The 25,808-nt window shown below is 72.1% G+C and carries 25 protein-coding genes; 9 read left to right on the forward strand and 16 right to left on the reverse strand.

Annotated elements, in window-relative coordinates:
• Positions 1-44 precede the first annotated feature (44 nt).
• Positions 45-623: a DoxX family protein gene (locus AC559T_RS29820; protein WP_368956782.1), complete on the reverse strand. Its 579-nt coding sequence runs from the start codon at positions 621-623 to the stop codon at positions 45-47.
• A gap of 26 nt (positions 624-649) precedes the next feature.
• Here AC559T_RS29820 and AC559T_RS29825 point away from each other — a divergent pair, with 26 nt between their 5' ends.
• Complete coding sequence (locus AC559T_RS29825; RefSeq protein WP_157904372.1) at positions 650-826, forward strand: hypothetical protein; 177 nt, start codon at positions 650-652, stop codon at positions 824-826.
• A gap of 41 nt (positions 827-867) precedes the next feature.
• Here the strand turns inward: AC559T_RS29825 and AC559T_RS29830 are convergent, their stop codons facing one another.
• Both AC559T_RS29830 and AC559T_RS29835 read right to left on the reverse strand, forming a co-directional pair.
• Positions 868-1,176, reverse strand: coding sequence for a hypothetical protein (locus tag AC559T_RS29830; protein WP_368956781.1), 309 nt, complete (start codon positions 1,174-1,176; stop codon positions 868-870).
• A gap of 95 nt (positions 1,177-1,271) precedes the next feature.
• Complete coding sequence (locus AC559T_RS29835; protein ID WP_020461856.1) at positions 1,272-2,114, reverse strand: SDR family oxidoreductase; 843 nt, start codon at positions 2,112-2,114, stop codon at positions 1,272-1,274.
• A 98-nt stretch (positions 2,115-2,212) separates the two neighbouring features.
• On the opposite strand from AC559T_RS29835, the gene AC559T_RS29840 reads away from it, so the two are divergent.
• The gene (locus AC559T_RS29840; RefSeq protein ID WP_112105047.1) at positions 2,213-2,788 is read left to right on the forward strand and encodes a TetR/AcrR family transcriptional regulator; all 576 of its coding nucleotides are present in this window, start codon (positions 2,213-2,215) and stop codon (positions 2,786-2,788) included.
• A 360-nt stretch (positions 2,789-3,148) separates the two neighbouring features.
• Here the strand turns inward: AC559T_RS29840 and AC559T_RS29845 are convergent, their stop codons facing one another.
• The 5 genes from AC559T_RS29845 to AC559T_RS29865 all read right to left on the reverse strand — a co-directional run bounded on the left by AC559T_RS29845 (position 3,149) and on the right by AC559T_RS29865 (position 9,536).
• A complete protein-coding gene (locus tag AC559T_RS29845; protein ID WP_498870822.1) occupies positions 3,149-3,637 on the reverse strand; it encodes a hypothetical protein in 489 nt (162 codons plus the stop codon).
• 152 nt (positions 3,638-3,789) lie between these two features.
• Entirely contained in the window at positions 3,790-6,414 is a 2,625-nt protein-coding gene (locus tag AC559T_RS29850; RefSeq protein ID WP_498870823.1) for an ABC transporter permease, read from the reverse strand.
• A 7-nt stretch (positions 6,415-6,421) separates the two neighbouring features.
• On the reverse strand, positions 6,422-7,222 hold the full coding sequence (locus tag AC559T_RS29855; RefSeq protein WP_200835183.1) for an ABC transporter ATP-binding protein: 801 nt from the start codon (positions 7,220-7,222) through the stop codon (positions 6,422-6,424).
• Between the two features lie 81 nt (positions 7,223-7,303).
• Positions 7,304-8,095 (reverse strand): phosphatase PAP2 family protein, encoded by a 792-nt coding sequence (locus AC559T_RS29860; RefSeq protein ID WP_498870824.1) that lies wholly within the window; start codon positions 8,093-8,095, stop codon positions 7,304-7,306.
• Positions 8,096-8,144: 49 nt separating this feature from the next.
• Complete coding sequence (locus tag AC559T_RS29865) at positions 8,145-9,536, reverse strand: NAD(P)/FAD-dependent oxidoreductase (protein ID WP_498870825.1); 1,392 nt, start codon at positions 9,534-9,536, stop codon at positions 8,145-8,147.
• Positions 9,537-9,696: 160 nt separating this feature from the next.
• On the opposite strand from AC559T_RS29865, the gene AC559T_RS29870 reads away from it, so the two are divergent.
• From AC559T_RS29870 to AC559T_RS29885, 4 genes are all read left to right on the forward strand, one after another.
• The gene (locus AC559T_RS29870) at positions 9,697-10,752 is read left to right on the forward strand and encodes a sensor histidine kinase (RefSeq protein ID WP_243657870.1); all 1,056 of its coding nucleotides are present in this window, start codon (positions 9,697-9,699) and stop codon (positions 10,750-10,752) included.
• A gap of 88 nt (positions 10,753-10,840) precedes the next feature.
• Positions 10,841-11,485: a response regulator transcription factor gene (locus tag AC559T_RS29875; RefSeq protein WP_198145655.1), complete on the forward strand. Its 645-nt coding sequence runs from the start codon at positions 10,841-10,843 to the stop codon at positions 11,483-11,485.
• A gap of 209 nt (positions 11,486-11,694) precedes the next feature.
• The gene (locus AC559T_RS29880) at positions 11,695-11,877 is read left to right on the forward strand and encodes a lasso RiPP family leader peptide-containing protein (protein ID WP_131627219.1); all 183 of its coding nucleotides are present in this window, start codon (positions 11,695-11,697) and stop codon (positions 11,875-11,877) included.
• A gap of 215 nt (positions 11,878-12,092) precedes the next feature.
• On the forward strand, positions 12,093-13,433 hold the full coding sequence (locus tag AC559T_RS29885; protein ID WP_498870826.1) for an FAD-dependent monooxygenase: 1,341 nt from the start codon (positions 12,093-12,095) through the stop codon (positions 13,431-13,433).
• A 10-nt stretch (positions 13,434-13,443) separates the two neighbouring features.
• Here the strand turns inward: AC559T_RS29885 and AC559T_RS29890 are convergent, their stop codons facing one another.
• Positions 13,444-14,772: a hypothetical protein gene (locus AC559T_RS29890; protein ID WP_112105409.1), complete on the reverse strand. Its 1,329-nt coding sequence runs from the start codon at positions 14,770-14,772 to the stop codon at positions 13,444-13,446.
• Positions 14,773-14,940: 168 nt separating this feature from the next.
• Here AC559T_RS29890 and AC559T_RS29895 point away from each other — a divergent pair, with 168 nt between their 5' ends.
• From AC559T_RS29895 to AC559T_RS29905, 3 genes are all read left to right on the forward strand, one after another.
• Positions 14,941-15,651 (forward strand): response regulator, encoded by a 711-nt coding sequence (locus AC559T_RS29895; RefSeq protein WP_071066788.1) that lies wholly within the window; start codon positions 14,941-14,943, stop codon positions 15,649-15,651.
• Positions 15,652-15,831: 180 nt separating this feature from the next.
• Entirely contained in the window at positions 15,832-16,731 is a 900-nt protein-coding gene (locus AC559T_RS29900; protein WP_112105412.1) for an LLM class F420-dependent oxidoreductase, read from the forward strand.
• Positions 16,732-16,857: 126 nt separating this feature from the next.
• Positions 16,858-17,751: an SDR family NAD(P)-dependent oxidoreductase gene (locus AC559T_RS29905; RefSeq protein ID WP_020461843.1), complete on the forward strand. Its 894-nt coding sequence runs from the start codon at positions 16,858-16,860 to the stop codon at positions 17,749-17,751.
• 77 nt (positions 17,752-17,828) lie between these two features.
• On the opposite strand, the gene AC559T_RS29910 is transcribed toward AC559T_RS29905, so the two are convergent.
• The 7 genes from AC559T_RS29910 to AC559T_RS29940 form a co-directional block, all read right to left on the reverse strand.
• The gene (locus AC559T_RS29910) at positions 17,829-18,974 is read right to left on the reverse strand and encodes an RNA polymerase sigma factor (protein ID WP_498870831.1); all 1,146 of its coding nucleotides are present in this window, start codon (positions 18,972-18,974) and stop codon (positions 17,829-17,831) included.
• A gap of 35 nt (positions 18,975-19,009) precedes the next feature.
• Entirely contained in the window at positions 19,010-19,417 is a 408-nt protein-coding gene (locus AC559T_RS29915) for a YciI family protein (protein WP_071060134.1), read from the reverse strand.
• A 473-nt stretch (positions 19,418-19,890) separates the two neighbouring features.
• Positions 19,891-20,796, reverse strand: coding sequence for a formyltetrahydrofolate deformylase (purU, locus tag AC559T_RS29920; RefSeq protein WP_498870827.1), 906 nt, complete (start codon positions 20,794-20,796; stop codon positions 19,891-19,893).
• Between the two features lie 630 nt (positions 20,797-21,426).
• On the reverse strand, positions 21,427-22,614 hold the full coding sequence (locus AC559T_RS29925) for a cytochrome P450 (protein ID WP_498870828.1): 1,188 nt from the start codon (positions 22,612-22,614) through the stop codon (positions 21,427-21,429).
• Positions 22,615-22,756: 142 nt separating this feature from the next.
• Positions 22,757-24,382, reverse strand: coding sequence for a thiolase C-terminal domain-containing protein (locus AC559T_RS29930; protein ID WP_112105406.1), 1,626 nt, complete (start codon positions 24,380-24,382; stop codon positions 22,757-22,759).
• Positions 24,383-24,414: 32 nt separating this feature from the next.
• Entirely contained in the window at positions 24,415-25,242 is an 828-nt protein-coding gene (locus AC559T_RS29935) for a PaaI family thioesterase (protein WP_498870829.1), read from the reverse strand.
• 109 nt (positions 25,243-25,351) lie between these two features.
• Positions 25,352-25,808: SDR family oxidoreductase (locus AC559T_RS29940; RefSeq protein ID WP_498870830.1), on the reverse strand; the 457-nt coding region annotated here is incomplete at its 5' end.

Below are 25,808 nucleotides of genomic sequence, written 5' to 3' on the forward strand. Positions count from 1 at the left end.
CCCGCCTGGCCTGGCCCGACCTCTGGCCACGCTGGCCGGGGATGTCAGCTGACTGCCAGGACGACGGCGGCACCGAGGCTGCCGAGCCCGACGGCGAACGCCATCTCGGGCAGCCCACCGTCGCGCCGCCGGAAGAGGCGGTCGAGCGCGAGCCGCCCCGCGCCGATCGCCGCTACCGCGGTCGCGACCACCGCGATACACAGCGGATACTCCATGCCGCCGTCGGTTGCCCACAGTCCCCGCGGCACGGTCACGATCATCGCATTGATCATCACGCCGATCACGGCCGCGGCCGCCAACGGAGTCAGCAGGCCCGCGGCCAGGCCGAGGCCGCCGAGGAGTTCGCCTGCGCCGGCCAGCCCGGCGAAGAAGGTGCCGGGGTGGTAACCAAGCTGGGTGAACCCGCTGCCGGTCGCGGTGAGGCCCTCGCCGCCGAACAGGCCGAAGAGCTTCTGCGCGCCGTGCCCGGCGAGCAGCAGGCCGAAGGTCATCCGTAGGAGCAGTAGCCCGAGGTCGCCGGCGGACACGGCCACGGGACGTGCGACGGGGCGGGACGCGTCGGGTGGGGCTGGGGTGGCAGGTGGTGGGCGGTGGGGCGTCCGGTGCCGCTCGAGAAGTTTCATGTCGAGACCTCGATTCGGAGGCACACATGGTGATGTTCTGGTTGCTAGGGGTTCTGCCCACGGTGCCGGGCCGGTACCAGCACGCCCATGATGTGCTGGTGCTTGCGATCGAGCGGGAACAATGGGCGAAGTCCGGCGTACGGCTCGCCCGACGGCTGCGGCGTCACGGCGACGCGGCGGCAGTCCGGTCCGACCGTCGCTGAGGGTGCGCCCGACGACGCCCCGGAGGACCGCCGGTTTGCCGTCAGGACGGCGAGAGCACCCGCAGACTCGCCGTCGCGCCGGGAGTCGACCGTCCGGCGGGGTTCCAGAGCACGAGAAGATCCTCGCCTGTCCCGGCCACGCCGGCCAGACCGGTACCCCAGGACGGCAGCGGGGTCCATGTGCCAGCGGTCTCGTCCAACACCTGTGTCGGTACGCCGGCGCAGGACGGGAGCGCCACCGCAACCGCGGCGGCCGGTTCGCGCAGGGCCACCACTGAGGTCGGGCAGAGGGTCGACCTCGGTACGGCGGGGCCGGGCAGGGGTACCCACTGCCCGGTCGTCACGTCCAAGGCGGGGGAACTCGTAAGTCGTCGCCCCCTTCGACAGGTCGACGACGATGCGCATGGCGTTCGGGTCGAGTGTGGTGACCGGGATGGGTGACCTCTCAGCTCCTCGCGGCGAACAGGTCGACCCGGCCCGTCGAGACGGCGGCGACCGCGCCTCCGTCGACGAGCAGGTCGATTCCGGTGATGAACGAAGCGTTGTCCGACAGGAGGAAGTCAACGGCGGCGGCGATGTCGTCCGCCGAGCCGAGCCGGCCGGTGCCGGACGCCGCGACCATGGCGCGCATACCAGCGCCGGACTCGCTCGCGAGCTCCTGCTGTCCCATCTTCGTCGAGATGACGCCAGGACTGATCGAGTTGACCCGGGCGCCTCGTGCGCCCCACGCGTTGCTGGCCGAACGCACCCGCAGCTGGTTGGCCCGCTTGGCGAAGGAGTAGGCGTAACCCGCGCTCGGGAACGCGTCTACCGCCGTGAACGGCAGGTTCAGCAGCTCCTCGGTGGCGGTGTTGGCCAGCTGAGCCTCGATCTCGCGGGCTGGCGGGGGAGCGAGGTAGCCGGACATGCTCGAGATGACCACGCCGGCGCCGCCCACGGTGACGACCTCGGCGAACGCGTCGAGCACCAGCGCGGTACCGAGCAGGTCGACCTTCAGGATCGCGTCGACCGGCGCCTGCGTGGGGGACAGCCCCGCGGTGTGGACCACGTGCCGCACCGGGCCGAGGGCCGCGGCGGCCCGCGCGAGCGCGTACACGGACTCCCGGGACGACACGTCCACGACCTGGGCCGTCACCTGCTGGCCCTCGTCGCGGAGGTTCTCGGTGACGGCGTTCAGCGCCGTCTCGTTGTAGTCGGCCAGCAGTACCGTCTTGCCCGTACCGACCCGGCGGGTTACGGCGACACCCATGCCGCCCGTGCCGATGACCACCAGTACCTCGTTCGGCATGCCTCAAGCTCCCAACGTCCAATTCCGAGACGATCGGTCTCGGATCAGGGACTATACGCTCGCAGTCCCGGCCGGGTCGCGCTCCTAGACTCACGTGGATGACGGGCGGGCGCCGGCGCAGTGAGAGCTCGCGGCGGGCGATCCTCGACGCGGCCCGCGGCCTGCTGCTCGAACGCGGTTACGAACGGTTGACGATCGACGCCGTCGCCGCCCAGGCCGGCGTCGGAAAGCAGACGATCTATCGCTGGTGGGGGTCGAAGGGCGCCGTCGTCGCCGATGCGGTGCTCGAGGGCGGGCTGGCGCCACCGTTCGTCCCCCTGCCCGACACGGGAGACATCGAGACCGATCTGCGCGCCTGGCTGCGGGCCTGGACCACGCATCTGGCCTCCGGTGTGGGCACGAGCCTCATCCTCGCCCTCACGGCGGCCACGGCCGAGGACCGCGCCGTCGCCGATGTCCTCTACGAGCGCTTCACCGGACCCCACGAGCAGCTCCTGCGCGACCGCCTGGAGAGTGCCCGCGCGGCGGGTCAGCTCGGGTCGCAGGTGCCGGTCCCGACGATCGCCGGCGTGCTGATCGGCTCCCTGCTTTATCGCGTCCTCAGCAGGCAGGCACCGCCGACGGCGGACGACGCCGACATGGTCGTGCGCCTGGTGCTCGCCGGGGTTGCCTGATCTGAACCCATCATCCCATGAGCAGCAGAACGGTGCCGTAGTCCGCCGTTTTGGCCTTCGGAAGTTAGCGCGTGAACTTCTTCGCCGGTGGCCCCGTCATCAGCTGACATATCTTCAAGCGGGCGTCATCGACTCCTGCAAGGAATCACCGAGCTGTTCCCGGTCTCCGGTCTGGGGCACTGAGGTGCCCGGATAGCCGGCCACCCGATCACCGCGACCCAGCGCCTGAAACTGGACTCGGACGGTCTCATCTGCGAGATCACACTGCCAGGCGGCGCACCTCCCGACTGAACCGTTTTTGGTCTTCTCTGGAATCGAACGCTTCCCGCCTGATCGGGTTCGAGGACGCGGGCCGGCGCTTCAGGGGGCGCGGCGCCCGGCCCCGGCGTGCAGCGCCCATTCCCGGGCCGCCGCGAGCACCAGCAGCACGACCACCAGAGGCACGCCGAAGAAGACGACGAGTCCGAACCCGATGTTGGCGCCGATCACTCCGGCGGTCGCGACGTGGTACCCGAAGCCGAGGATCACGCCGACTCCGACGAGCGGACACACCACCTGCCACCGGCGCCGGTCGGTGGCGCCGCGGCGGCCCCCGTGCAGCAGGAGCGCCGCGGCGGCTGCCGCCAGGAGCAGAGCGATAACGCCGATGGTCGTCATCCACCCGGCCGGGATGTCCAGCGGCCGGACGGCGTAGTCGAGTTCCGACCGCGGGACGCCCTGGTAGTCGTCCTGTCCCAGCAGTCCCACGACCGCGACCGGCACGGCCGCGATCAGAAGGATGGCGGCCCCACCGTGGAGGGCTCGCGTGAGAGTGGAGGTCGGCGTCCGCGGCGGCGGCGAGGTGGGCATGAGAGCCAGTCTTCCCATCAGCCCCCGGGACGGCCTGAGCGCGAATACTCAAACTCACCGGGCGGTTCCGACGGCCGGGAGCCGGTGATCATTCCGCTCATTCCGCGGCGGGCCGCGGGGCGCTGTCCGGGGAGTGGGGGCCGAGTGGCGTCCTACTCGATCACTCGCAGGGTGGACGGGACGTCCATCCGGCGTACCCGCCGGGCGGACAGCAGCGGGGCGACGGCGACCGCGAAGACTCCCAGCAGCAGTGTGGTCAGCAGGGTGGAAACCGACAGCACGGCCCGGATGCCCAGGTCGGGCAGGGTGTCGGCGAGCAGGACCTCGACGGTCCAGCGCAGCGTCCAGTAGCCGGCTACCAGGCCGATCACCGTGCCGAGCAGGCCGATCAGCGCGCTCTCGGCGACGGCGAGCGCCAGCACCCGGCGCGGAGCCAGCCCGAAGGCGAGCATCGTCGCCTGCTCCCGGCGACGCTCGTCCATCGCGATGCTCATCGCGTTGTAGGCGATCAGCAGGGCGAGCAGGAGCACCGCGATCTCGGCAATCCGCAGGATGCCGACGAACGTGCGTAGCAGCGCACGGATCTCCTCGATGCTCCCCGTCGCCGGGACGACGGAGCCGACCCCGGGGACGGCCGCGAGCGTGCGCATCGCGTCGAGCTGGTCGTAGCCGGGCGCGGGCAGGACGGTCAGCACGTTCGTCAGGCCGGCGAGGCCGAACGAGCCGGCGTCGGCGGCGTCGAGGAAGGCCACCGAGCGGACCGGGAAGCTGTGGATGCCGGCGACGCGCAGCGGGGTGTCGACCGTCTGGTAGCCGTCGCCGGCCCGGCGCGGATGGCGTAGCAGGACCGTCCCGCCGACGCCCACGCCCAGGTCGTGGGCGGCCTTGGCGGCGAGCAGCAGGCCGCCCGTCGCACTGCCCTCGGTGATCGAGGGTGACCAGATGCGGTTGTCGACGTCCAGGATGTAGGTCAGGGTGTCGATCGGTTCGTGCGGTGCCGAACCGGGCGGGCCCAGCAGCCTGGTGGGCAGGGCGAGCGTGGCGTCGGAGCCGCGGACCGCCGGTGAGTCGGTGACCGCGGTGACGGTGGGCGAGGTGACGGGCTGCACCGACGGCAGCGTCACCCGCAGCCGGTCGGGGCTGGTGGACGTCAGCTCGGTCTCGGCGGCGTCGGTCGTCCGGGTGAAGGTGTCGAGCTGGCCGGTGAACACGACCTGTGCCGTGATCGCCGCGGCGATTCCCAGGGCGGTGAGCAGCATCCGCCGCGGGGCGCGTGCCAGGTTGCGCGCCGGCATCCGGGCCAGGCTCCCCCCGGGCAGCGGGAACCCGCGCCGCCGCCGCCGCGGGCGGCCGCGGGCGCGGGTGGAGCCGGAGATGGCCGACGCGTGGATCGCCCGCACCGGCTCGACCCGCACCGCCCGCCACACCGGGTGGACCGCCGCGACCAGCGGCAGCAGCAGGCCGACCGCCGCGGCGCGGGCGAACACCCCGACCTGGAAGCCGGTGCGCCAGTCCGGCAGCGGCCACACGTCGCGCAGCATCGCGCCCATCGCGGCAGTGATGATCATCCCCGTGGCCAGCCCCGCGAGGACCCCGAGGATCCCGATCTGCAGCCCCAGCAGCAACGGGCGCAACGCCAGCATCCGGGACGGCACCCCGAGCGCCATGCCGATGCCGATCTCCCGGCGCTGCGCGTCCACCACCCGTCCCACCAGGTTGAACGCAGCGAACATGGCACCGACCAGGACGAGCAGCGCGAGCGCGTTCCACAGCGCCTGGTTGCTCTCGATCGAGTCGTACATGATCTGCCGGGACGCGATGTCGTCACGGTTGGTGATCGTGGTGCTCACCCCGGGGAGCCGCTCGGCGACGGCCGCGGTGAGCTGCCGCTGGAGGGCCGCGACGTCGGTCCCGGGCCGCGCGGTGAGGACCAGGTCGTTGACCGTTCCCGGTTCGCCGGCGAGGTTCTGCGCGGTCTCCAGCGAGGTGTAGAGCACGCCGAAGCCGGCCTGGGTGATCAGTCCGGGCTGCTCGCCGGGCAGCACGAAGTACTCCGGGGACTGCCCCTCGCCGACGTATCCGATCTCGCGGTCCCCGCTGATCCGTACCGTGCCCGTCGCCGGCAGGTCGTTGGCCTGGGCGAACCCGTGGTCCAGGACGCCGACGGGCCGTCCCCGGTCGGCCGTGGTGAGCGCGCGGCCGGCGGCGACCGAGATCCCGTCCACGAGCGGGCGCGCGGTCAGGTCGACGCCGACGACCTCGCCGCGGACGAGCACCTCCTTGTGCCCTGGTCGGCTCGCCTCGATCTCGGTGGGGAACATCAGGCGCTCGGCGCTCGCATCCACGGCGGCCGGGTCGGGCAGGGCCGCGACGACGTCGCGCAGCCGCCCCCGCGGCACCGTGGCGCCCGCGTCCACGCTGATCCGCAGGTCGTGCACGTTCAGCCCGGCGAAGCTGGCGTCGTAGGACTCGTAGCGCCACCGCGACGTGCTGGTCAGGCCGGCGTACAGGCCGGTTCCCTCGCCGATGACGGCGGCGAGCGCCACCACCAGCAGCAGCCGCGCCCGCAGGTCGCGCCACGACCACCGCAGCCACAGCCCCGCCGACCCCGCGCCGCCCCGGACCGGCCCGCCGTCGTCCCCGGATGCCGCGCCGCGCCGGCCGCTGCCGGGCGCCGCGCCACGGCCGCTGTTCCCGTTGCCGGGTGTCGCGGCGTGGCCGTCACCGCCGGGTGTCTCCCCGAGCACCGCGCCGCGCCGTCCGCCGCCGTTCACCATCGGCCGCTCACCATCGCAGGTCGCCGACGGGCACGCGGCCGCCGGGCGGCGGGCCGTCGGTGACGATCCGTCCGCTGGACAGCTCGACCACGCGGTCCGCGATGCGGGCGATCTCCCGGTTGTGGGTGACGACCACGACGGTGCGGCCGGCGGCCGTCTGCGCCTCCAGCAGGACGAGGATCTGGACCCCGGTGTGGAAGTCGAGCTCGCCGGTCGGCTCGTCCGCGAGCAGGATCGGGTTGCCGGTGGCGAGCGCGCGGGCGATCGCCACCCGCTGCTGCTCCCCGCCGGAGAGCTGGTGGGGGAAGTGGTCGCCGCGGGGCGCCAGCCCGACGCCGTCGAGGACCTCCTCGGTGACCTCCCGGGCCCGCGGCCGGCCCGCGACGTCGGCCCCGAACCGCACGTTCTCCCGGGCGGTGAGCGCCGGGAACAGGTTGAACGACTGGAACACGAAACTGACCGTGTGCCGCCGGATCTCCCGCCGCTCCCGCTGCGAGGACCGGGTGAGATCGGCCCCGCCGAGTCGGACGGTCCCAGCGGTCGGGATGTCCAGCGCCCCCACCAGGTTCAGCAGGGTCGTCTTGCCGCACCCGGACGGCCCGAGGACGACCACGAACGCGCTGCCCTCGACCCGCAGGTCGACGTCCTCGAGTGCGGTCACCCCGGCCTCGCCGCCGCCGTAGTGCTTGCCGACGCCACACAGGTCGATGCGGGGCACCACCGGCACGACCGTTCCGTGGGCGTCGCGCCGCGCGGAATCGGCCCGGCCGGGGCCGGTTCCGTGGGTGTCGGCGTCGGCGTCCCTCACCCGTCCCCCTCCATCCGTGGCCCGGCGGGGCCCGGATCAGTGTGGGCCCGGCCCGCCGACCCGGCCGGCATCCCGGCGCGGTCACATTGGGTGTGCCGGACGCGGTTCGGCGCCGACCGGGCGCAGGCCGGCGGACCGCCGTTCCCGGTCATCCACGGCGAACCCCCGGGCCAGGACGGTGCGGTTCACGGCCGCCAGCCAGCAGGCGCCGAGAAACGCGCCAGCCAGGACGTCGCTGGGATGGTGCATGCCCCGGTACGTGCGGCAGAAGGCCACGATCAGCGGCACCGCGACCGCGGCGGCGACCGCCACCGCCGCCCCGGCCCGTGCCACGCCGTGGCCCCGGCCGTGGCTGTGACGGGGGTGACGGCGGGCGACGTGGAGCAGAAGGAGGGCGAGGCCGCCGTAGAGGCAGACCGAGGCGGCGACGTGGCCGGAGGGGTAGCTGGCCATCGGGTCACCGGGGTCCAGCCGTGCCACCGCGGGCCGCGGGCGCGCCACCAGGGTGTTGGAGATCTCGTAGATGGCGGTCTCGCCGGCGGTCAGCAGGATGATCCCACCGGGCAGCCACCAGGCCCTGGTCCGCCAGGCGGCGACGGCGGCCAGCACCGCGGTCGCCGCGATCACGGTCCAGGTGTCGGCGAGCCAGGTGGCGGCTTCGGTCGCGCGCACCAGCCAGGATGTGCGGTGGCCCGCCAGCCACCCCACCGCGGAGGTGTCCTCGTCGCGGACCCCCGCCGGGCCCTCGTCTATCAGGAAGCCACTACCAACCAGGATCAGCACCAGGATCGCGGCGGCCAACGGGAGCCGGGCCGCCTGCGCGCGGATGATGTTCACAGCGGCGATGTTCCCCGCGAAGCGGGGAGTACCCACAAATGCGGGGATAACCGACAGCCCTGAGCCTGCGGCGCGCGCCCTGAGCTCAGGGCGCGCCGTAGAGCTCCGTCTGCTCGACCTGCGCGATCGTGGCGTTCGGCGGGGGGAGGAACCCGAGCTGCACGACCCGCGGCCGGGCCACGGCGCCGAGCAGCCAGTCCGCGCCCACATAGGCGCGGTTGGCCGCGGCGCTGAGCGCCAGCAGGTGGTACCCGCGGGTCACCGCCGCCGCCAGCGGCCCGGACAGCGGCAGGCCCAGCGGGTTCGCGACCGCGTCCGCCCCGCCCAGGTCGACGACGAAGCCCAGGTCGCGGTGGCGGTACGGGCGCATCCGGCCGTAGCCGAGGGACGCCGCGACATTCCGCCCCGCGGCCCCGCCCTGCCGTACCGCGTGCTGCGCGGTCTGCCCGGCGGGAGCGCCGCCCTTCGTCACGTCCGGGACGGCCGCCGCGTCACCGAGCGCGAACACGCCGTCCAGACCGGGGACCTGGAAGTTCTCGTCGACGACCAGCCGCCCCTTGACCGTCTCCGTCCCGAGCCGGCTCATCAGCGGATTCGGCGTCACACCCGCGCACCAGACCAGCGTGTGGGATGGGATCACGGCGCCGTCGGTGAGCGTGACCGCGTCCGCGCGCACCTCGGTCACGGACGTCTCCAGCCGCACCTCCACACCGCGCTCGCGCAGGACCTTCGCCGCGCCGGCGCCGAGCCGCTCGTCGAGCTCGGGCAGCACCCTGGGCGCGAGGTCGAGCAGCAGCCACCGGATCTGCGCGGCGTCGAGCCGCGGGAACTGCCCCAGCGCCTCGACGGTGAACCGCCGCATCTGCGCGGCGAGCTCGGTTCCGGTGTATCCGGCGCCGACCACGACGAACGTGCACCGCGCCCGCCGCTCGGCGTCCGAGTCGCTGGCGTCGGCGTACTCGAGCTGGCGCAGGACGTGGTCGCGCAGGTAGACCGCCTCGGCCAGGTTCTTCATTCCGAGCCCGTGCTCGGCCAGTCCTGGGATGTCGAATGTCCGGGTGAGTGCGCCGGGCGCGAGCACCAGCCTGTCCCAGGCGAGCGTGGACGGCTCGCCGGTCATGCCGACGACCGTGATCTCACGGCGCGTGGCGTCGACCGCGGTGGCATGGCCCAGATGCGGCACCGTCCGCCGCAGCGCACCGCGGACGGACACCGCCAGGTGCCGCGGCTCGATGTCGCCGGCGGCGACCTGGGGCAGCAGCGAGGTGTACAGCAGATGGTCCGTGGGGGAGACGAGCACGAGCTCGGCGGCACCGGCCGGCAGCCGGGCCTCCAGATGGCGCAGTACCCCGAGCCCGGCGTACCCGCTGCCCACGACCACCACCCGCGGCCGCCGCCGTCCCGCGTCGTCCTGCCCGCGCAGCCGACGTGCCTCGACATGACGGACCAGCCGGGCGACGGTGATGGAGTTCCTCATGATGTGCTCCTCACGGTGTGCTCCTCACGACGAGCGGTCCGATCACGATGAGCGGTCCGAGGCGATCGGCGCGTTCCTTCCGATGGCATCGGTTCGATAATCCGGCCTGCCGCCGCCCCACCGGCCCGGTTCGCCGTCCGGTTCGGCGAGGCTGGAGCACATGAGTTCCGGGAAGGTCTCGACCATGGCCTCGGCCAGGGTGCCGGGACCGGTGGCGCCACCGGTCGTGATCGGGCTGGCGGCCGGGGCCGTCGTGCTGCTGATCTGGGCGGCCGTCGGCGGTGGTTACTTCTGGCCGCGCTGGGTGTGGTTCGGCATCGGCACCGTGTTCTGGGCCGCGATCCTCGTCGGGTGGGTCCGGCGGATACCGCCGGGGCGGCGCCGGTGGCTCGCCGCCACCCGGGCGGTGGCTGCCCTGGCCATCCCGGTCGACGTGGTGGTGTGGGCGCTGTCCGGCGGCGGCTACTTCTGGCCGGTCTGGACGATTCTCGCGCTCACGATCGGGCTCGCCATCCACACCTGGATCGTCGCGCTGATGCCCGCCGAGCGGGAGCGTGAGCTCACCGAGCGTGTCGACGCGCTCACCCGCACCCGCCGCGGCGCGCTCGACGGGCAGGCCGCCGAGCTCAAGCGGATCGAGCGGGACCTGCACGACGGCGCCCAGGCGCGGATCGTCTCGCTGGCGATGAACCTCGGCATGGCCGAGGCCCTGCTGCACAGCGACCCGGCGGCGGCGGCGAAGCTGCTCAGCGACGCCCGGCTGTCCGCGGTCGGCGCGCTCGACGACCTGCGGGCCGTCATGCACAGCATCCACCCCTCGGTGCTCGCCGACCGGGGGCTCGCCGGGGGCATCCGCGCGCTCGCGCTCGACCTGTCCCTGCCGGTCCGCGTCGACGGCGACGTCCCGTCCGGGCTGCCGGCGGCGGTCGAGTCGGCCGTCTACTTCGCGACCGCGGAATGCCTGGCCAACGTCGTCAAGCACAGCCGGGCCGCGCACGGCGCGGTGCGGTTCGCGCACGACGGCAGGATGCTGAGCGTGGTCGTCACGGACGACGGGCTCGGCGGGGCGGATCCCGCGCTCGGCCAGGGCCTGCGCGGGGTGGTGCGCCGGCTCGAGGCGTTCGACGGCCGGATGTCGGTGCACAGCCCGTCCGGGGGACCGACGAGGATCACGATCACCCTGCCGTGCCCGGTCCTGCCGGGCGCGGAGACCTGAGGACCCAGAGGACCTGAGGACCTGAGGACCGAGCGAAACTGAGGAGGTGCCGTCCGTGCCGGAGGAACCCGCCGACCCCGCGCGGCCGCTGCGGGTCGTGCTCGCCGAGGATCTCGCCCTGCTGCGGGACGGGCTCATCCGGCTGCTCGAGGCGCACGGCTTCGAGATCGTCGCCGCGGTCGACAACGCCCCGCAGCTGGTGCGCGAGCTCGTCACGCTGCGCCCGGACGTCGCCGTCGTCGACGTCCGGCTGCCGCCGAGCCACACCGACGAGGGCCTGCGCGCCGCGCTCGAGGCGCGGGAGCGCATCCCCGGGCTGCCGGTGCTCGTGCTCTCGCAGTACGTCGAGCAGCTCTACGCCCGTGAGCTGCTCGCCGACGGCCGGGGCGGCATCGGCTACCTCCTGAAGGACCGGGTCTCCGACGTGGGCCAGTTCGTCGACGCCGTCCGGCGGGTCGCCGCCGGCGGGACGGCCCTCGACCCCACGGTGGTCGCCCGCCTGCTCGACAGCCGCCGCCGTCGCCTGCCGCTGGACCGCCTCAGCCCGCGCGAGCGCGAGGTGCTCTCGCACATGGCGCAGGGCCGGTCCAACGCGGCGATCGGTGCCGCGATGGTGATCACCGAGAAGGCCGTCGGCAAGCACACCAACAGCATCTTCACCAAGCTGGGGCTGATGCCGTCCGAGGACGACAACCGGCGGGTGCTCGCCGTCCTCGCCTACCTCGAGGGCTGACCGCCGCCGGTGCCCGGGCGACCCGGCCGGGCGCCGACCGTGGCGACGGTGACGAACCGAGAGTGAACCGTCGCTGAACCCGTCCCGTGCACGATGGAATTCGGACGGGCGCGCCCGTCGTCCCGCTGGGTCGGCCGGCCCGTCTTCGTCACGAGCCGCGGAGGTGCGCTCGGACTGTCCAAACGTGAACTCGGACGGAGGAACAGGTCATGAAGGCTACCTACGAGGCGCCTGCCATCCAGGCTCGAGGCTCGTTCCGGGACGTCACCCGTCACGGCTTCATCATCATCGGCCGCGGAGGCGGCTGGGGCTGGGGCGGCGGCTGGGGCTGGAGCGGCGGCTGGGGCGGCTGGGGCTGGGGTGGCTGGGGATGGGGCGGCTGGGGCTGGTGAGACCAGCCTGACCGCGCATTCCCAGGACCGGTAGTCCAGCGGCGGGCCAGCCCGCCGTCGTCGCCGCCCGCCGGTGTGGCGAAGTGGCGAAGTGAGGTCGTGCAGGTCGGCGAGCAAGGGCCGCGCTGCGCGGCCTCGCCCCATTTACGGGCACCGGTCCCGATCGGTGCCGACGAGGATTTCGTGACCAGGGGGGTCTCGTGAGGATCGTCTGTGTGGGCGGGGGCCCGGCCGGGCTCTACTTCGCCATCTCCGCCAAGCGCCGGGACGCCGGTCACGAGATCACCATCATCGACCGCGACCCGCCCGGCGCCACCTACGGCTGGGGTGTCGTCTACTGGGACAACCTGCTCGACGTCCTGTTCCGCAATGATCCCGACAGCGCCCGGGAGATCCGCGGCGCGTCCACGCTCTGGCAGGAGCAGGACATCAGCCTGGGCGGCGAACGGGCGGCGCACTTCGCCGGCTACGGCTTCAGCGTGCAGCGTGCGGCCCTGCTCGACATCCTCACCCGGCGCGCCGAGGAGCTCGGCGTGCGGGTCGAGCACGACCGCGAGGTCGCCGACCTCACCGACCTGGCGGACCTGGGGTGCCTCGGCGGCCTCGGCGCGCACGCCGACGCCGACCTTGTGATCGCCGCCGACGGCGCGAACAGCCAGGTGCGCAGCATGTTCGCGGACCGGTTCGGCACCCGGGTCGACACCGGTGGCAACCGCTACATCTGGCTGGGCACGCCCCGGCGCTTCGAGCGCTTCACGTTCGCGTTCGAGCCGACCCCGGCCGGCTGGGTCTGGTTCCACGCCTACCCGTCCGGGGCGGAGGTGAGCACCTGCATCGTCGAGTGCGCGCCGCGGACCTGGGACGCGCTCGGCCTCGGCACGGACGACGGCGAGGGACTACGCCTGCTCGGGAAGATCTTCGCCGGCCCGCTGGCCGGCGAGGGCCTGATCGACCAGCTGCGCCGGCCCGCCCGCTGGCAGCGGTTCGGCCAGGTCAGCAACCGCAGCTGGTACTGGGACAACATGGTGCTGCTGGGCGACGCCGCCCACACCACCCACTTCACGCTCGGCTCCGGCACGGCCCTGGCCATGATGGACGGCGTCATGCTCGCCCAGATGCTCTACGAGCACGGCGAGGTCCCGGTGGCGCTGGCCGAGTTCGACCGGGCCGGCCGGGCCGCGCTGGCCCCGCTGCAGGCCCGGGCCCGGACGAGCATGGCCTGGTTCGAGCGGATCGACGGCCAGCTCGACCGGGCCAGGCCGGCCACCGGCGGCGACCCCGACCCGGTGGCCTTCGCCTACGCGATGGCCACCCGGCAGGGCGACCAGCCGCCGTGGCGGTACCAGGCACACCGGGCGATGCAGGTCGGGGCCGTGCGGCGGCTGCGCCGTGAGGTCGACTCGTCGGTGCGCTGGTACCTGGCCCGTCGGCGCGGCGAACCGACCCGGCCCGGCGGCCGGCCGGCGCCGGCCGGCACCCCCACACCCGCCGGGCCGGCCGGCCGGGCCCTGGCCGGCGCGGGTTCCGGGTCCGCCGCGCACCGCTCCCACGGTTAGCCCGCCGGCGTCAGGTGCGCCGCCAGATCACCGGGACCTGCTTGGTGAAGGACCCCGCGTGGCCGACCACCAGGCCCGACCGGTTGATCCCGGACGCCTGGCCGGGCTGCAGGGGCGCAGGGCCGCTGAGGTCGTGGGGTACGCCCCCGGACCACAGCCAGGGCCGGTCCACGCCGTCCGGCGTCACGGCCGAGCCGATGACGGTGCCGTCGTCGGCGAGTTTGACGGGGGAGAAGGTGTTGCCGCCGAGCCCGGTCACCGCCTGCTGCTGGCCAGCGGTCCAGATGTATGCGGTCGAGGCGGTGTGCGCCGGGAAGATTCCGACGGTGCTCGTGGGCTCCCCCTCGAACGGGTACGAGATCTGCTCGTGGCTCTCGACCAGCACCTGGCCGCGCTCGTTGATCGCGACAGCCGAGCTCTCGGTGAGCCCGGCGGCCGTGCCCAGGTCGCGCATCCGCCCGTTTTCCCAGAGGAACGCGTGGCTGTGCCTGTCCGCGGTCTCGCTGACCCCGACGACCTGGCCGCGGTTGTTGATGTCGAGCGGGGTACTGGAGGGCCCGCCGAGGGTTCCGAGGTCACGCAGCCCGCCCGGCCCGGACAGGAAGGCATGCTCGGAGCCGTCCGCGGTTGCGCTGCTCCCCGCGACCTGACCATGGTCGTTGATCAGGTCGGCGCTGCTCCACGAGCCGCCGAGCGTGCCCAGGTCGACCGCGGTCCCGTTCCGCCAGACCGTCGCGCGGATCTGGGGCTGGTAGTCCGGGAAGACGTCGTCGGCCTCCTCGGATCCCGCCTCGCCGGCTGGCGCCTGCTTGGTGGCGCCCTCGGTCGGGTCGTAGTCCGCCAGCGGAGTGTTCGTGCCGCTCAGGCCCACCACGGTGCCGTCGGCGCTGATCGAGCCGGCATAGCTGTAGCGGTCCGGCCCGGGATCGGTCGGTTCCAGCGTCGTCAGCGTCCCGTTCTCCCAGACGAACCCCCGGCTCTGCCCGGTGTCCGAGTACAGCGAGCCGACGACCTGGCCGCTGTCGTTCACCTGCCACGGCATCGCGCCCGGGATCGTGGTGGGGACGCCGTCGCGCCACACGACCCCCTTCTGGTTGAACGCGTTGTCCCAGGCCTGCCCGATGACCACGCCGTCGTCGTTCACGTCGAGGGCGTATCCGGTGGCGGTCCCCGCCGGCAGGTCCAGGGCGATCAGTTCCAGCCCGCCACCGTGGTAGGTGGGCCCGGGGATGGCCGCCGCGGCCGGCGGGGCCAGTGCCACCGCGGCGCCGATCGCGCCGGCGGCGGTGAGCGCGGCGAGCGCCTCGGCTCGCCCCCGCGCTCTCGTGGTGGTCGTCATGGGCGCCTCCCGAGAATCGCAATGGTTACTCTCCGTAGTCGATCTCGGATGCTAGGTCGCCCCCGGTCCGGCGACCGGCAGGCCCCGCTGTCGGATGACCGACCGCGTACCGCGCCGCGCGGCGCACTGCCATGCTGGGACGGGCATGGCACGCGACGGGAGCGGGGCATGAGCGAGGAATCCGCGCCACGGGCCGGGGGCCGGGTGCTGTTCGTCGACGACGAGCCGCAGCTGCTGCGCGCGATGCGGATCACCCTGCGCGCCCGCGGCTACGAGGTCCGCACCGCGGTCGACGGCGGGCACGCGCTGACGGAGGCCGCCGCCCACCCGCCCGACATCGTGCTGCTCGACCTGGGCCTGCCGGACATGGACGGCATCGAGGTCATCCACGGCCTGCGCGGGTGGACCGGCGTCCCGATCATTGTCCTGTCCGGGCGGACGGCCGGGCAGGAGAAGATCGCTTCACTGGACGCCGGGGCCGACGACTACATCACCAAGCCGTTCTCCGTCGAGGAGCTGCTGGCCCGGATGCGCGCCGTCGCCCGCCGGGCCCCGGCCGCCGAGACCGGGCCCACCGCGGACGTCGGCGACTACCGCGTGGACTTCGCGGCGAAGGCGGTGACAGCCCAGGCCGAGGGCGGGTCGGCCGTCCACCTGACCCCCACGGAGTGGCGGCTGCTGGAGGCGCTCGTCCGCAACCCGGGCAAGCTCGTCAGCAGCCGCGCGCTGGTCAGCCAGGTCTGGGGGCCGGCCTACGCCGCCGACACGTCGTCGCTGCGCCTCTACATCAACCGGCTGCGCCGCAAGCTCGAGCCGGACCCCACCCGCCCGCGCCACCTGACCACCGAGCCGGGGATGGGCTACCGCTACCAGCCCTGACCTCGCGTTCCGTCACCGGGGCGAGGCCGTGGCCGGCACCGGCTCGCGACCGGATCCGTGACCGGTGTGGCCGTTCCCGGTGCGTCCGGAGCCGGCCAGGATTTCTGACTTTAGTGTCAATTTTCTGGTAGACAGATTCCACGGACAGGCCCGCGGCGGACGTACGACGAGGTGACGACGATGCGCTTCATCTTTCACTACCCGGAGACCTCGGGCACCGATGGTGACATGCTCGATCCCGGTCCGTTACACGAAGTGGCGGCGGCCGCCGAGCGCGCCGGCTTCGACGGCTTCTCGCTGACCGAGCACCCGGTCCCCGGAGCCCGCTGGCTCGACAACGGCGGGCACCAGAGCCTCGACCCGTTCGTCGCGCTGGGCTACGTCGCGGCCGCGACCACCCGGCTGCGGCTGCTCACCTACCTGTCGGTCGCGCCGTACCGCAACCCGTTCCTGCTGGCCAAGGCCGCGGCGACCGTCGACAAGCTCTCCGGCGGCCGCTTCACCCTCGGGATCGGCACCGGCTACCAGAAGTCCGAGTTCTACGCGCTCGGTGTCGACATCGACGAGCGCAACACGCTGTTCGACGAGATCCTCGACGCGCTGCCGCTGCACTGGAGCGGTGAGCCGTTCAGCTACAAGGGCCTGCACTTCGACGCCCGCAACGTGATCGCCCGCCCGCGGCCCGTCCAGGACCCGATCCCGATCTGGATCGGCGGCAACTCGAAGCTGAGCCGGCGCAGGGTGGCGGCCCGCGCGCAGGGCTGGATGCCGATGTCCGGCGGCCCGCAGCTGGTCAACACGGCCCGCACGGCCTCGATCGGCTCGATCGGCGAGCTCGCCGGCATGATCCGCGAGGTGCGGGACACCGCCGCCGCGAACGGCCGGACCGACCTGATCGACGTGATGTACTCCTACTCGACCGCCATCTCGGCGGAGAACGTCAGCGAGGATCGTCACGGCGAAGCCCTGGCCGAGATCGAGAAGGCGGGCGTGACCTGGGCGGTGGTCTCGTCCCACACCCGGTCCGCCGCCGAGACCATCGAGTTCATCGAGGCCTTCGGCGCGGCCCACCTCTCGTGACGCGCGCCCGGATCTGAACGTCGGTCGCCGTGCCGAGTTCAGGTCGCGGGCGCGGTTGTGTCAGTCGGGTGGCGGGGCCGGTCGTGACGTCGTGCCGGTCGTGACGTGGAGTGGAGGCGCGGGTTCATGGGTTGGTTCGAGGACAGAGGCGGGCTGGCGGGCAGCGTCGCCGTGGTCACCGGGGGAGCGGGGGGCATCGGCGGGGCCGTGACCACCGACCTGGCGGCCAACGGCGTGCGCCTCGCGGTGGTCGACATCGACAAGGACGCGATCGACGCCCTGCAGGCCGCGCTGGATGAGCAGGGCGCCGAGGCGATCGTGCACCACGGCGACGCCCGCGACCCCGACGTGCTCGCGGCGCTGTTCGCCGCCGTCGACGAACGCTGGGGACGGGTCGACACCCTGGTCAACGTCGTCGGCGGCACCTTCCGCGCACCCTTCGTGGAGACCAGCCCGAACGGCTGGAACGCGCTGCTGCGCATGAACCTCATGCACGTGCTGCACGCCTGCTCGCTGGCCGCCCCCCGGATGCAGGCGGGTGGGCGCGGCGGCAGCATCATCAACCTGACCACCATCGAGGCGCACCGGGCCGCCCCCGGGTTCGCGGTCTACTCGGCGGCCAAGGCCGCGGTGGAGCAGTTCGGCCGGACCCTGGCCGTGGAGCTCGCCCCCGACCGGATCCGGGTCAACAACGTCGCCCCCGACTACACCCCGACTCCCAACATGACCAAGATGACAGGCGGCGACGGCGCGTACTCGACCGAGGTCGGGATCCGCGTCGGCATCCCGATGGGCCGGGCCGGCGAGGTCGCCGACGTGTCCGGCTGCGTGGTCTTCCTCGCCTCCGGTCTCTCGACCTATGTCACCGGCTCGACCCTGCACCCCGACGGCGGCACCTACGCCTCGTCGGGATGGCTGAACTGGCCGGGCACCGGTTTCTCGAACCACGCACCGTCGCACGTCCTGGCGAACCTGGGAGCGACCGGCGCAGACCCGTCGGCCGCAGGGGAAGCCGGCTAGGAGCTGCACCTCTCCTGAACTTCCGGAACCCCGCGACCCCGCGACCGCGCGGACGGTCTGGGGGGTCTGGGGGTCAGTCAGTGGCACCGGCGGGTGTTGAGCCGGGCGGCCTGGCGGGTCAGGTGGTCGCGTTCGGCGAGATTGGGTGCCTTCTGGGCCGCTTCGGCGTACAGCCGTGCCGCGGTCGCCAGGTTGCCGTCGCGTTCGTGGAGGTAGGCCGCCACCGCCGCGTGGCGGGGTAGTGAGTCGTCCAGCGCCGCGAGCGCCGCCAGGCCGGCGCGTGGTCCGTCGGCCTGGCCGACGGCCACCGCGCGGTTGAGTCGGACGACCGGGCTGTCAATCAGGCGCGTGAGCTCGTCGTACCACTCGACGATCTGCACCCAGTCCGTCTCCTCGGCGGTGGGTGCGTCGGCGTGGAGTGCCGCGATGGCGGCCTGGGCCTGGAACTCGCCCAGCTGGTCGCGGGCGAGGGCCGCCTGCAGGATCGCGACGCCCTCGGCGATCGACGTGGTGTCCCACCGGCGGCGGTCCTGCTCGGCGAGGGGGATGAGGCTGCCGTCGGGCGCGGTCCGGGCGGCGCGCCGGGCGTGGTGGAGCAGCATGAGGGCGAGCAGCCCCGCCACCTCGGGGTGGTCGATCGCGGCCGCGAGCTGCCGGGTGAGCCGGATGGCCTCGGCGGCGAGGTCGACGTCGCCGGAGTAGCCCTCGTTGAAGACCAGGTAGAGGACGCGCAGCACGGTGGCGACGTCGCCGGGCTGGTCGAACCGCACGCCGGTGACGGTGCGCTTGGCCCGGCTGATGCGCTGCGCCATGGTCGCCTCGGGCACCAGGTAGGCCTGGGCGATCTGGCGGGTGGTCAGCCCTCCGACGGCGCGCAGCGTGAGCGCGACCGCGGACGACGGCGTCAGCGACGGGTGGGCGCACAGGAAGTAGAGTTGGAGCGTGTCGTCGACCGCGGGCGCGGGCCCGGGCGCCGGCTCCTCGTCGACGAGGTCCTCACGCCGGCGGCGGGCGGTGTCCGCCCGGGCCGCGTCGAGGAACCGGCGCCAGGCCACGGTGACCAGCCAGCCCTTCGGGTCCCGCGGCGGGTCGGCCGGCCAGACGCGGACCGCCTCGACCAGCGCGTCCTGCACGGCGTCCTCGGCCGCCGCGAAGTCGGCTCCGCGGCGGACGAGGATCCCGAGCACGCTCGGTGTGAGGCTCCGGAGCAGGACCTCGTCCACCCCGGAGGTCACTCCGTGACGGTTCACCTCGGAGGTCACTCCGTGATGGTGGGCGGCGCGGTCAGGAACGGGCGCACCTCGAGCCACTCGTGGATCGGCTTCCCGCCCGCCCCGGGAGCGGCCGACAGCTCCCCGGCCAGCTCGACGGCCCGCTCCTGGCTGTCGACGTCGATCACCATCCAGCCGGCGATGAGGTCCTTGGTCTCGGCGAACGGGCCGTCGGTGACCGGCGGGCGGCCCTCGCCGTCGTACCGGACCCACATCCCCTCGGGGGCGAGCGCCTGACCGTCGACGAACTCGCCGGTCCCCTCGAGCCGGGCCGCGAAGTCGTTCATGTACTGGATGTGGGCCGAGATCTCCTCCGGCGTCCACTGGTCCATGGGTACGTCGTTGACCGCGGCCGGGGCGCCGCGGTAGTGCTTGAGCAGCAGGTACTTGGCCATCGTGCTTCTCCTCGGTGCTGGTGCGACCCATCCTCGTCGCGTTCACCGCGGGGACGGAGCCAGCCACGGGTTCTCGACGTCGCCGCCCGATTTTTTTCGGGTCCCGTAGATGTACCCGAGCGAGCCGCCTCGCGGTGTCCGGGGCCACGGTGTGGCGCAAGGGCGAGACGGGATCCCCGACGTCGGCGGCGGCCAGCCACGCCAGGGGGAACGCGCGAGCCCGGCGCGGTGGCGCTGCCATCCTGACCGGGGCCGGGATGGCGGTGGGTCCGGGTCCCACTGAACGTAGCCGCGCGGCTGCGTCCAGTGGGCTGCCGCCGGCCAACACGGTCGCCATGTCGCCGACGTCGCGACGACGACGTCCGCATGACCGGGCAGGCCGTCGGTCTGTCTACCGGCGCGTCATACGACGGCGCGGACCGCTCGGTGGGCGGATCATCTGACCTCGCCGACTCTTTTCGGACGTCCGCTATTCAGCGAAAGACAATCGTGTTGTTGTCATTTCGGATCACACGATCCTCGCTGTGCCACTGTACTGCGCGGGATAGAACCGCCCTTTCCACGTCGGCCCCATGGCGCTGGAGATCGGCAATGGTATCGGCATGCGTCACCCGAACGACGTCCTGCTCGATGATCGGGCCCTCGTCCAGATCGGCGGTCACGTAGTGGGCCGTCGCGCCGATAAGTTTCACCCCACGCTCCTTTGCCTTGATGTATGGCCCGGCTCCGACGAAGGCCGGCAGGAAAGAATGGTGAATATTGATAATCGGCACGGCAACCTCTTTGATGAAGTCTGCCGACAGAATCTGCATATACCGTGCGAGGACGATGAAATCCACGTTACCTCGGAGCAAGCGCAGATGCACGGCTTCCGCGGCGGATTTTTCTGGGCCCGCGGAAGGCACATGAAAGAACGGAATCCCGAAACTGCGAACCTCGCTGGCCGAGTCCGGATGGTTCGAAATCACCATTGAGACAACGATCGGGAGTTGGCCTCGCCGCTGGCGCCACAGAAGGTCGAGTAGACAGTGGTCGGGCTTCGAGGCGAAGATCGCAACACGCTTCGGCACGGACATGTCACGGACCGAGAACTCCAGCCCGAGTTCCTTGGCCAGCTTCGTCGCAAGGTGTTTCTCAATGTCAGGCAGCACCGCCTTTAGATTGTCGAGACTGAAGACCGTCCGCTGGAAAAATGCGCCACCCTGCGGATTGTCGGAGTACTGGTCAAGCGAAACGATGTTCGCGCCGTGGGCACTCAGCACCGATCCGACTGCCGCGACGATACCGGTTCGGTCCTTTCCGTGAATGATAAGCGAGGCGTGATCCCGAGTAGGTGGAAGCGAAGTTCTCCCCGGCGCCGTCACCGGAATCGGCGTCATATCGGTCCTTCCTGAAAAATTCCGCAATCTACTTAGACGTAGCTCTGGGCCCGCCAAACAAGCAAAAATAGAAGTTCGCGCCCGTCGTGGCGCCGTGCGTCGTGGCCACGCGCCGGCGCACGGATAGCTGATCAGGCCCCACTGTGCCCTGATCTTTCAGGGAAGCCCGCATTGCCCGCAATTCCCCGCGTCCGCGTCGACACCGAAGCGCGCAGCGTAACCCGGAGACCTCATGATACCGGCGGGTTCAGCCACTCCGATCTGGATCGGCAGATCGACACCCCGATCCCGTGCTGCTTCACCCGAGGTCAGGGAGCATGCCGGTTCGCGTCGGAATCCTGTTTTGATGAGGTGGATTCAAGTGGTCAAAGCGACGCATGCTTTGCCAGCAGCTCATCGAGCCTTGTCCGGTGACGTTTCGTCACGTTGCGTGCAACGGTGCCGTGATGGTGTGTTGGGTGTCAGACGGTCCTGTGGTACTCGGTATGGAGATGGACGGGTGGACCGTTCACCCGGTTCACCGCGCCCGCCGGGAACACGCCAGCGTCCGCTCCAAACGCCGACAACGCGCTGGGAGAATTCCCGACCACAAGTCGCCCGACCAATCCGAGAAGGATTGTGGTCAGAGTGCTACCCGAGGGTGATGGGGAGCTTCTCGTAGCCGCGGACGGTGCTGGTGTGCAGGCGGACCGCGCGGTCGTGGTCGACGTCCCATTCGGGGAAGCGGCGCAGGGTCTCCTGCAGCGCGACCCGCCCCTCGAGCCGGGCGAGGGAGGCACCGAGGCAGAAGTGCACGCCGTGGCCGAAGGAGACATGGCTGTCGAACCGGCGGTGGATGTCGAACCGGTCGGCGTCGGGGTACTTCCGTTCGTCCCGGCCGGCCGAGCCGGTGAGCAACAGGACCTTCGACTTGGCGGGGAGGACCGTGCCGTGCAGCTCCACCTCCCTGGTCAGCACCCGGCCCTGCACCGGGGAGGGTGCCTCGTAGCGCAGCAGCTCCTCGATCGTGTTGCCGATCAGTGACGGGTCGGCGGCGATCTCGGCGCGCTGGCCGGGGTGCGCGGCCAGGACGAAACCCGCCCAGCCGAGCAGCCGGGCGACCGTCTCGGTGCCGGCGCTGACGAGCAGGTTCGTGAAGTCGGCGGCCTCCTGCGTGGTGAGGCGCCGGGAGCCGGTTTCGCTCTTGACCTCCGCCTCGACCAGAGCGGTCATCATGTCGTCGCGGGGCTGGCGGCGGCGGAGCTCGATCTGCTCGCTCCAGTAGGTGTGCAGCCTGATCTGGGCGCCGAACGAGATGTCGTTGATCATCCCGGCGCCTTCCTCGAGGTGGAAGGTCTGGTCGATGAGCTGGCGGACGTCCTCGCGGTCAGCCGGGTCGACCCCGATCAGCTCGGAGATGACCTTGGACGGGAGCTGGGCCGCGAAGTCCTGCACGTAGTCGAACCCGCTCCCGCCCACCTGCGGGTCGAGCATCTCGGCGCACAGGGCCCGGATGGAGTCCTCGAGCGCCGAGATCCGCCGGGGGGTGAACGCCCGGGAGACCAGGGTGCGCAGCTCGGTGTGCGTCGGCGGGTCGATGAAGATGATGAGCCCGGTCTGCATCGGCTCCGGCGACATGATCTCCAGGACGGTGCCGTGCGCCGAGCTGTAGGTGGCCGGATCCCGGTGGGCGGCCTCGACGTCGGCGTGCCGCGACAGCGCGAAGAAGTCGAGCCTGTCGTTGCGGTACACCGGCGCCTCGTCGCGCATCCGGCGCCACACGTCGTACGGCGCAAGGTGGATCACCTTGTCGAACGGATCCCAGCTTAGTTCCGTCATGACCGTGACTATGTCATAGCTGGTACGGCTTTGATCCGTCCGCAACGTGCCTCTTGGTGCCGCTCTGTCCCGGTGCTGCGCCGCTACGTCTCCGCGCTGCGCCGATGGGCTCCTGCGCTGCGCTGATGGGTTCCGGCGCGGCTCACACGCCGTCGCGCTGGAGGAGCAGTACGCCGGACGGCGTGCCGCCGCCGGAGGTGACCACGGCCGTCCGCGCGTCGGCGACCTGGCGCTCGCCGGCCTCGTGGCGAAGCTGGGTGATCGCCTCGTAGAAGAACCCGTACCCGTGGGTGCGGCCCTCGGAGAGCTGGCCGCCGTGCGGGTTGACGGGTAGCTCGCCGTCGATCGCGATCCGCCGGCCCTGGTCCAGCCAGTCCTTGGCCTCGCCGATGCCGCAGAATCCCAGCGCCTCGATCCAGGAGATCGCGTTGAAGGTGAAGCCGTCGTAGACCAGGGCCAGGTCGACATCCGAGGGGCGCATGTCCGTTCTGGTCCACAGATGCGAGGACTGGCCCAGCACCTGCGGCTCGTGCGTGATGATGCCCTGGTCCCAGGAGACCCGCTCGAGGATCTGCGTCCCGACCGCCTCGACGCGGATGGCCGGCTTCGGCAGGTCGCCGGCCACCGAGGCGTCGGAGACGATGACCGCGATCGACGCGTCGCACGGGACGTCGCAGTCGTAGAGCCCGAACGGCGTCGTGATGGGCCGTGCCGACATGTAGTCGTCGAGGGTCAGCGGCTCCCGGTAGATGGCCGCCGGGTTGCGCGCCGCGCCGGCCCGGCCGTTGAGGGCGATCGCGGCGAGCATCTCCCGGTCGGCGCCGTAACGGTGGAAGTACTGGTTGGCGTTCATGGCGATCCAGTTCGCCGCCGACAGCGCCCCGAACGGCGCGCGCCACAGCGAGGAAGGGTTGGAGACCCGCGCGGGCGCCTGGCCCAGGCCGAGCGCCCGGTAGGTGGACTCCCACACCGTCCGGAAGCACAGGACGTGCCGGCACAGGCCCGAGGCGACGGCCATCATCGCGGTGATGACCGAGCCACCCGGGCCGGGCAGGTCGCCGCCGCCGTTCGTCCAGGTCGGGTGGATGCGCAGCGCCTCCTCGACGGCGCTCACCCCGCCCTCGCTCATCCCCGCCGCGCCGGCCCCCGGGTAGGTGGAGAGCCCGTCGATGTCCTCCAGCCGCAGGCCGGCGTCCTCGACCGCCTTGAGGCAGGCGTCGACGGTCAGCGACAGCGGGTCGACCATGAGCCGGCGCCCCATCGCCGAGCGCCCGATGCCGGAGAGGACCACGCGGTGCTCGAAGCGGTCCGAGCTCAGCGGCGCGCGGGGGGTGGGCAGGTTCGGCTCACCGACGCGGTCGGTCGGGTCGGTCGTGCCGGTCGGCTCGAACAGGGCGAGCCAGACGTCCTCGTGCTGCTCGAACCGGACGTCGACCTCCTGGCCGATGTGCACGTCCTTCGGCTCACAGCCGATGATGTTCGTGGTCAGTCGGACGCCGGCGTCCTCCGCCAGCGCCACGTTGGCGATCACGTACGGCGGCTTCATCGCCGGTGACCACTGCTGCGCGTTCACCGTGAACCCGACGACCGTGGCCCGGCCGGACACCGCCGTCGGCGCCCAGTTGCGGCTGCGGCACTTCGGGCAGATCGGCACCGGCGGGTGAACGAGCTGGCCGCAGTCGGAACAGCCCTGCACCCGCAGGGTGCCGTCGGCGCCGGAGGTCCAGAACCACTCGGTGGCGGGGGTGAGTTCGGGGAGTGGGCGCATCGCTGCTGGTCGTCCTCTCTGTGTCACGGCCGTCAGCAGGCCGGGGCCGTCTGTGTGCCGCGGCCGGCCGCGGCCGGGAATGTCCTGGTCACGGCGTAGACAGCGAGCCGGCCGCCGTCTCCGGAGTCCCGGACCTCGACCTTGCCGAGGCCACCGGATCCCACGGTCGCCGTCGCAACGGCGGGGCCGGTTCGCACCGGCCGCAGGTAGCGCAACGCCAGGACCGAAAGGCTGGTGGGGCCTGCGGCGAGGGACAACGCGGCCTCCTCGGCCGCCAGGGCGATCAGCCCGCCGTTGAGGCTGCGGGACGCGTTCAGCCCGTCGTGCCCGTGCGCCAGCACGGCGACGCCCGGCTCGCGGATCTCGCACCGCGCGCGCTCGGCGAAGGGGACCCGCAGCCGCCCGCGCTGCACGGGCAGCTCCCGGCGCCGCAGCATCTCCGGGTCCATCAGCATCGCCGGGTCGGGGGCCGCCATGAACGAGGCTACGCCGGCGGCGATGCCGCGGCCGTCGGCGCCGGTCAGCTCGATCTCGATGACCGCGACCGACTGGCCTTTCTTCACCAGGCGCCCGGCGGCGTCGACCCGCTCGAGCTCCCGCAGCGGTTCGTGGACGTGGATGTCGAGGTCGAGGGTGACCGGGACGCGCGGCTGGAGGAAGTCCAGCACCATGTATCCCGCGACGATGTCCGCCCAGGTGGCGAGGATCGACGTGCGGATGCTGGTCGTACCGGGCACGAACATCTCGGGAACGACGGCCGCGGACCCGTGGAGCTCGTCGCCCACGCGGGTCGTCTGGAATCCGAGCTCGTTGATGATGTGCGCGTCCGGCAGCCGCTCGTCACTGTTCGTGGTTGTCATTCCACCCTGTTCCGGGAAGGAGCCCCCGTGTCACCGCCGTCCCGCCGGGGGCGGTCAGCGACCGTGCCGGGTGCCGGCACCCGGCACCCGGCACGGTCATGCGTCGGGCCTAGCGGCCGGAGAGGAACCGGACGATCGGTGTGGCCGCGGGGAAGACCTCGGTGAGGCCGGCGGAGAAGTACCCCGAGTCGGTGACGATGGTGATGCCGTTGATGGCGGAGGCGGCGTCGCTGCAGAGGAACAGCAGCGGGTAGGCCTGTTCCAGCGAGGTCGCGGCCTCGATGCCCAGCTCGGCCCGGTAGTCGGCGCCGAAGCCGAGCCAGGTCTCCTTGTTCGTCTGGGCGAGGGGGGTGTCGGTGGGGCCGGGGCAGATCGCGTTGATGCGGATGCCCTGCTTGAGCAGGGGCATCGCCTGGGTGGCGACGTAGGCGCAGACGGCCTGCTTGCTCCACATGTAGTCGGCCTTGCCGTGCTCGACGGCCCATTTGGCGGCCTCGTCGAAGTCGGTGATGGCGAGGTATTCCTTGAGGACCGGGAGGTTGGCTTCCCAGCCGAGGCCGGCGGCG

It is taken from the genome of Frankia sp. Hr75.2, from assembly GCF_949319125.1.
GTDB classification, from domain to species: domain Bacteria; phylum Actinomycetota; class Actinomycetes; order Frankiales; family Frankiaceae; genus Parafrankia; species Parafrankia soli.

Excerpts from the sequence above, each read along its gene's own strand:
- purU (WP_498870827.1), bottom strand. The coding sequence starts at position 20,796 with ATGACGCCGATTCCGGTGACGGCGCCGGGGAGAACTTCGCTTCCACCT.
- AC559T_RS29880 (WP_131627219.1), top strand. The coding sequence starts at position 11,695 with ATGAAGGCTACCTACGAGGCGCCTGCCATCCAGGCTCGAGGCTCGTTC.
- AC559T_RS29915 (WP_071060134.1), bottom strand. The coding sequence starts at position 19,417 with ATGGCCAAGTACCTGCTGCTCAAGCACTACCGCGGCGCCCCGGCCGCG.
- AC559T_RS29820 (WP_368956782.1), bottom strand. The coding sequence starts at position 623 with ATGAAACTTCTCGAGCGGCACCGGACGCCCCACCGCCCACCACCTGCC.
- AC559T_RS29865 (WP_498870825.1), bottom strand. The coding sequence starts at position 9,536 with ATGAGGAACTCCATCACCGTCGCCCGGCTGGTCCGTCATGTCGAGGCA.
- AC559T_RS29905 (WP_020461843.1), top strand. The coding sequence starts at position 16,858 with ATGGGTTGGTTCGAGGACAGAGGCGGGCTGGCGGGCAGCGTCGCCGTG.
- AC559T_RS29845 (WP_498870822.1), bottom strand. The coding sequence starts at position 3,637 with ATGCCCACCTCGCCGCCGCCGCGGACGCCGACCTCCACTCTCACGCGA.
- AC559T_RS29930 (WP_112105406.1), bottom strand. The coding sequence starts at position 24,382 with ATGCGCCCACTCCCCGAACTCACCCCCGCCACCGAGTGGTTCTGGACC.
- AC559T_RS29825 (WP_157904372.1), top strand. The coding sequence starts at position 650 with ATGGTGATGTTCTGGTTGCTAGGGGTTCTGCCCACGGTGCCGGGCCGG.
- AC559T_RS29925 (WP_498870828.1), bottom strand. The coding sequence starts at position 22,614 with ATGACGGAACTAAGCTGGGATCCGTTCGACAAGGTGATCCACCTTGCG.
- AC559T_RS29900 (WP_112105412.1), top strand. The coding sequence starts at position 15,832 with ATGCGCTTCATCTTTCACTACCCGGAGACCTCGGGCACCGATGGTGAC.
- AC559T_RS29850 (WP_498870823.1), bottom strand. The coding sequence starts at position 6,414 with ATGGTGAACGGCGGCGGACGGCGCGGCGCGGTGCTCGGGGAGACACCC.
- AC559T_RS29835 (WP_020461856.1), bottom strand. The coding sequence starts at position 2,114 with ATGCCGAACGAGGTACTGGTGGTCATCGGCACGGGCGGCATGGGTGTC.
- AC559T_RS29870 (WP_243657870.1), top strand. The coding sequence starts at position 9,697 with ATGAGTTCCGGGAAGGTCTCGACCATGGCCTCGGCCAGGGTGCCGGGA.
- AC559T_RS29890 (WP_112105409.1), bottom strand. The coding sequence starts at position 14,772 with ATGACGACCACCACGAGAGCGCGGGGGCGAGCCGAGGCGCTCGCCGCG.
- AC559T_RS29840 (WP_112105047.1), top strand. The coding sequence starts at position 2,213 with ATGACGGGCGGGCGCCGGCGCAGTGAGAGCTCGCGGCGGGCGATCCTC.
- AC559T_RS29895 (WP_071066788.1), top strand. The coding sequence starts at position 14,941 with ATGAGCGAGGAATCCGCGCCACGGGCCGGGGGCCGGGTGCTGTTCGTC.
- AC559T_RS29935 (WP_498870829.1), bottom strand. The coding sequence starts at position 25,242 with ATGACAACCACGAACAGTGACGAGCGGCTGCCGGACGCGCACATCATC.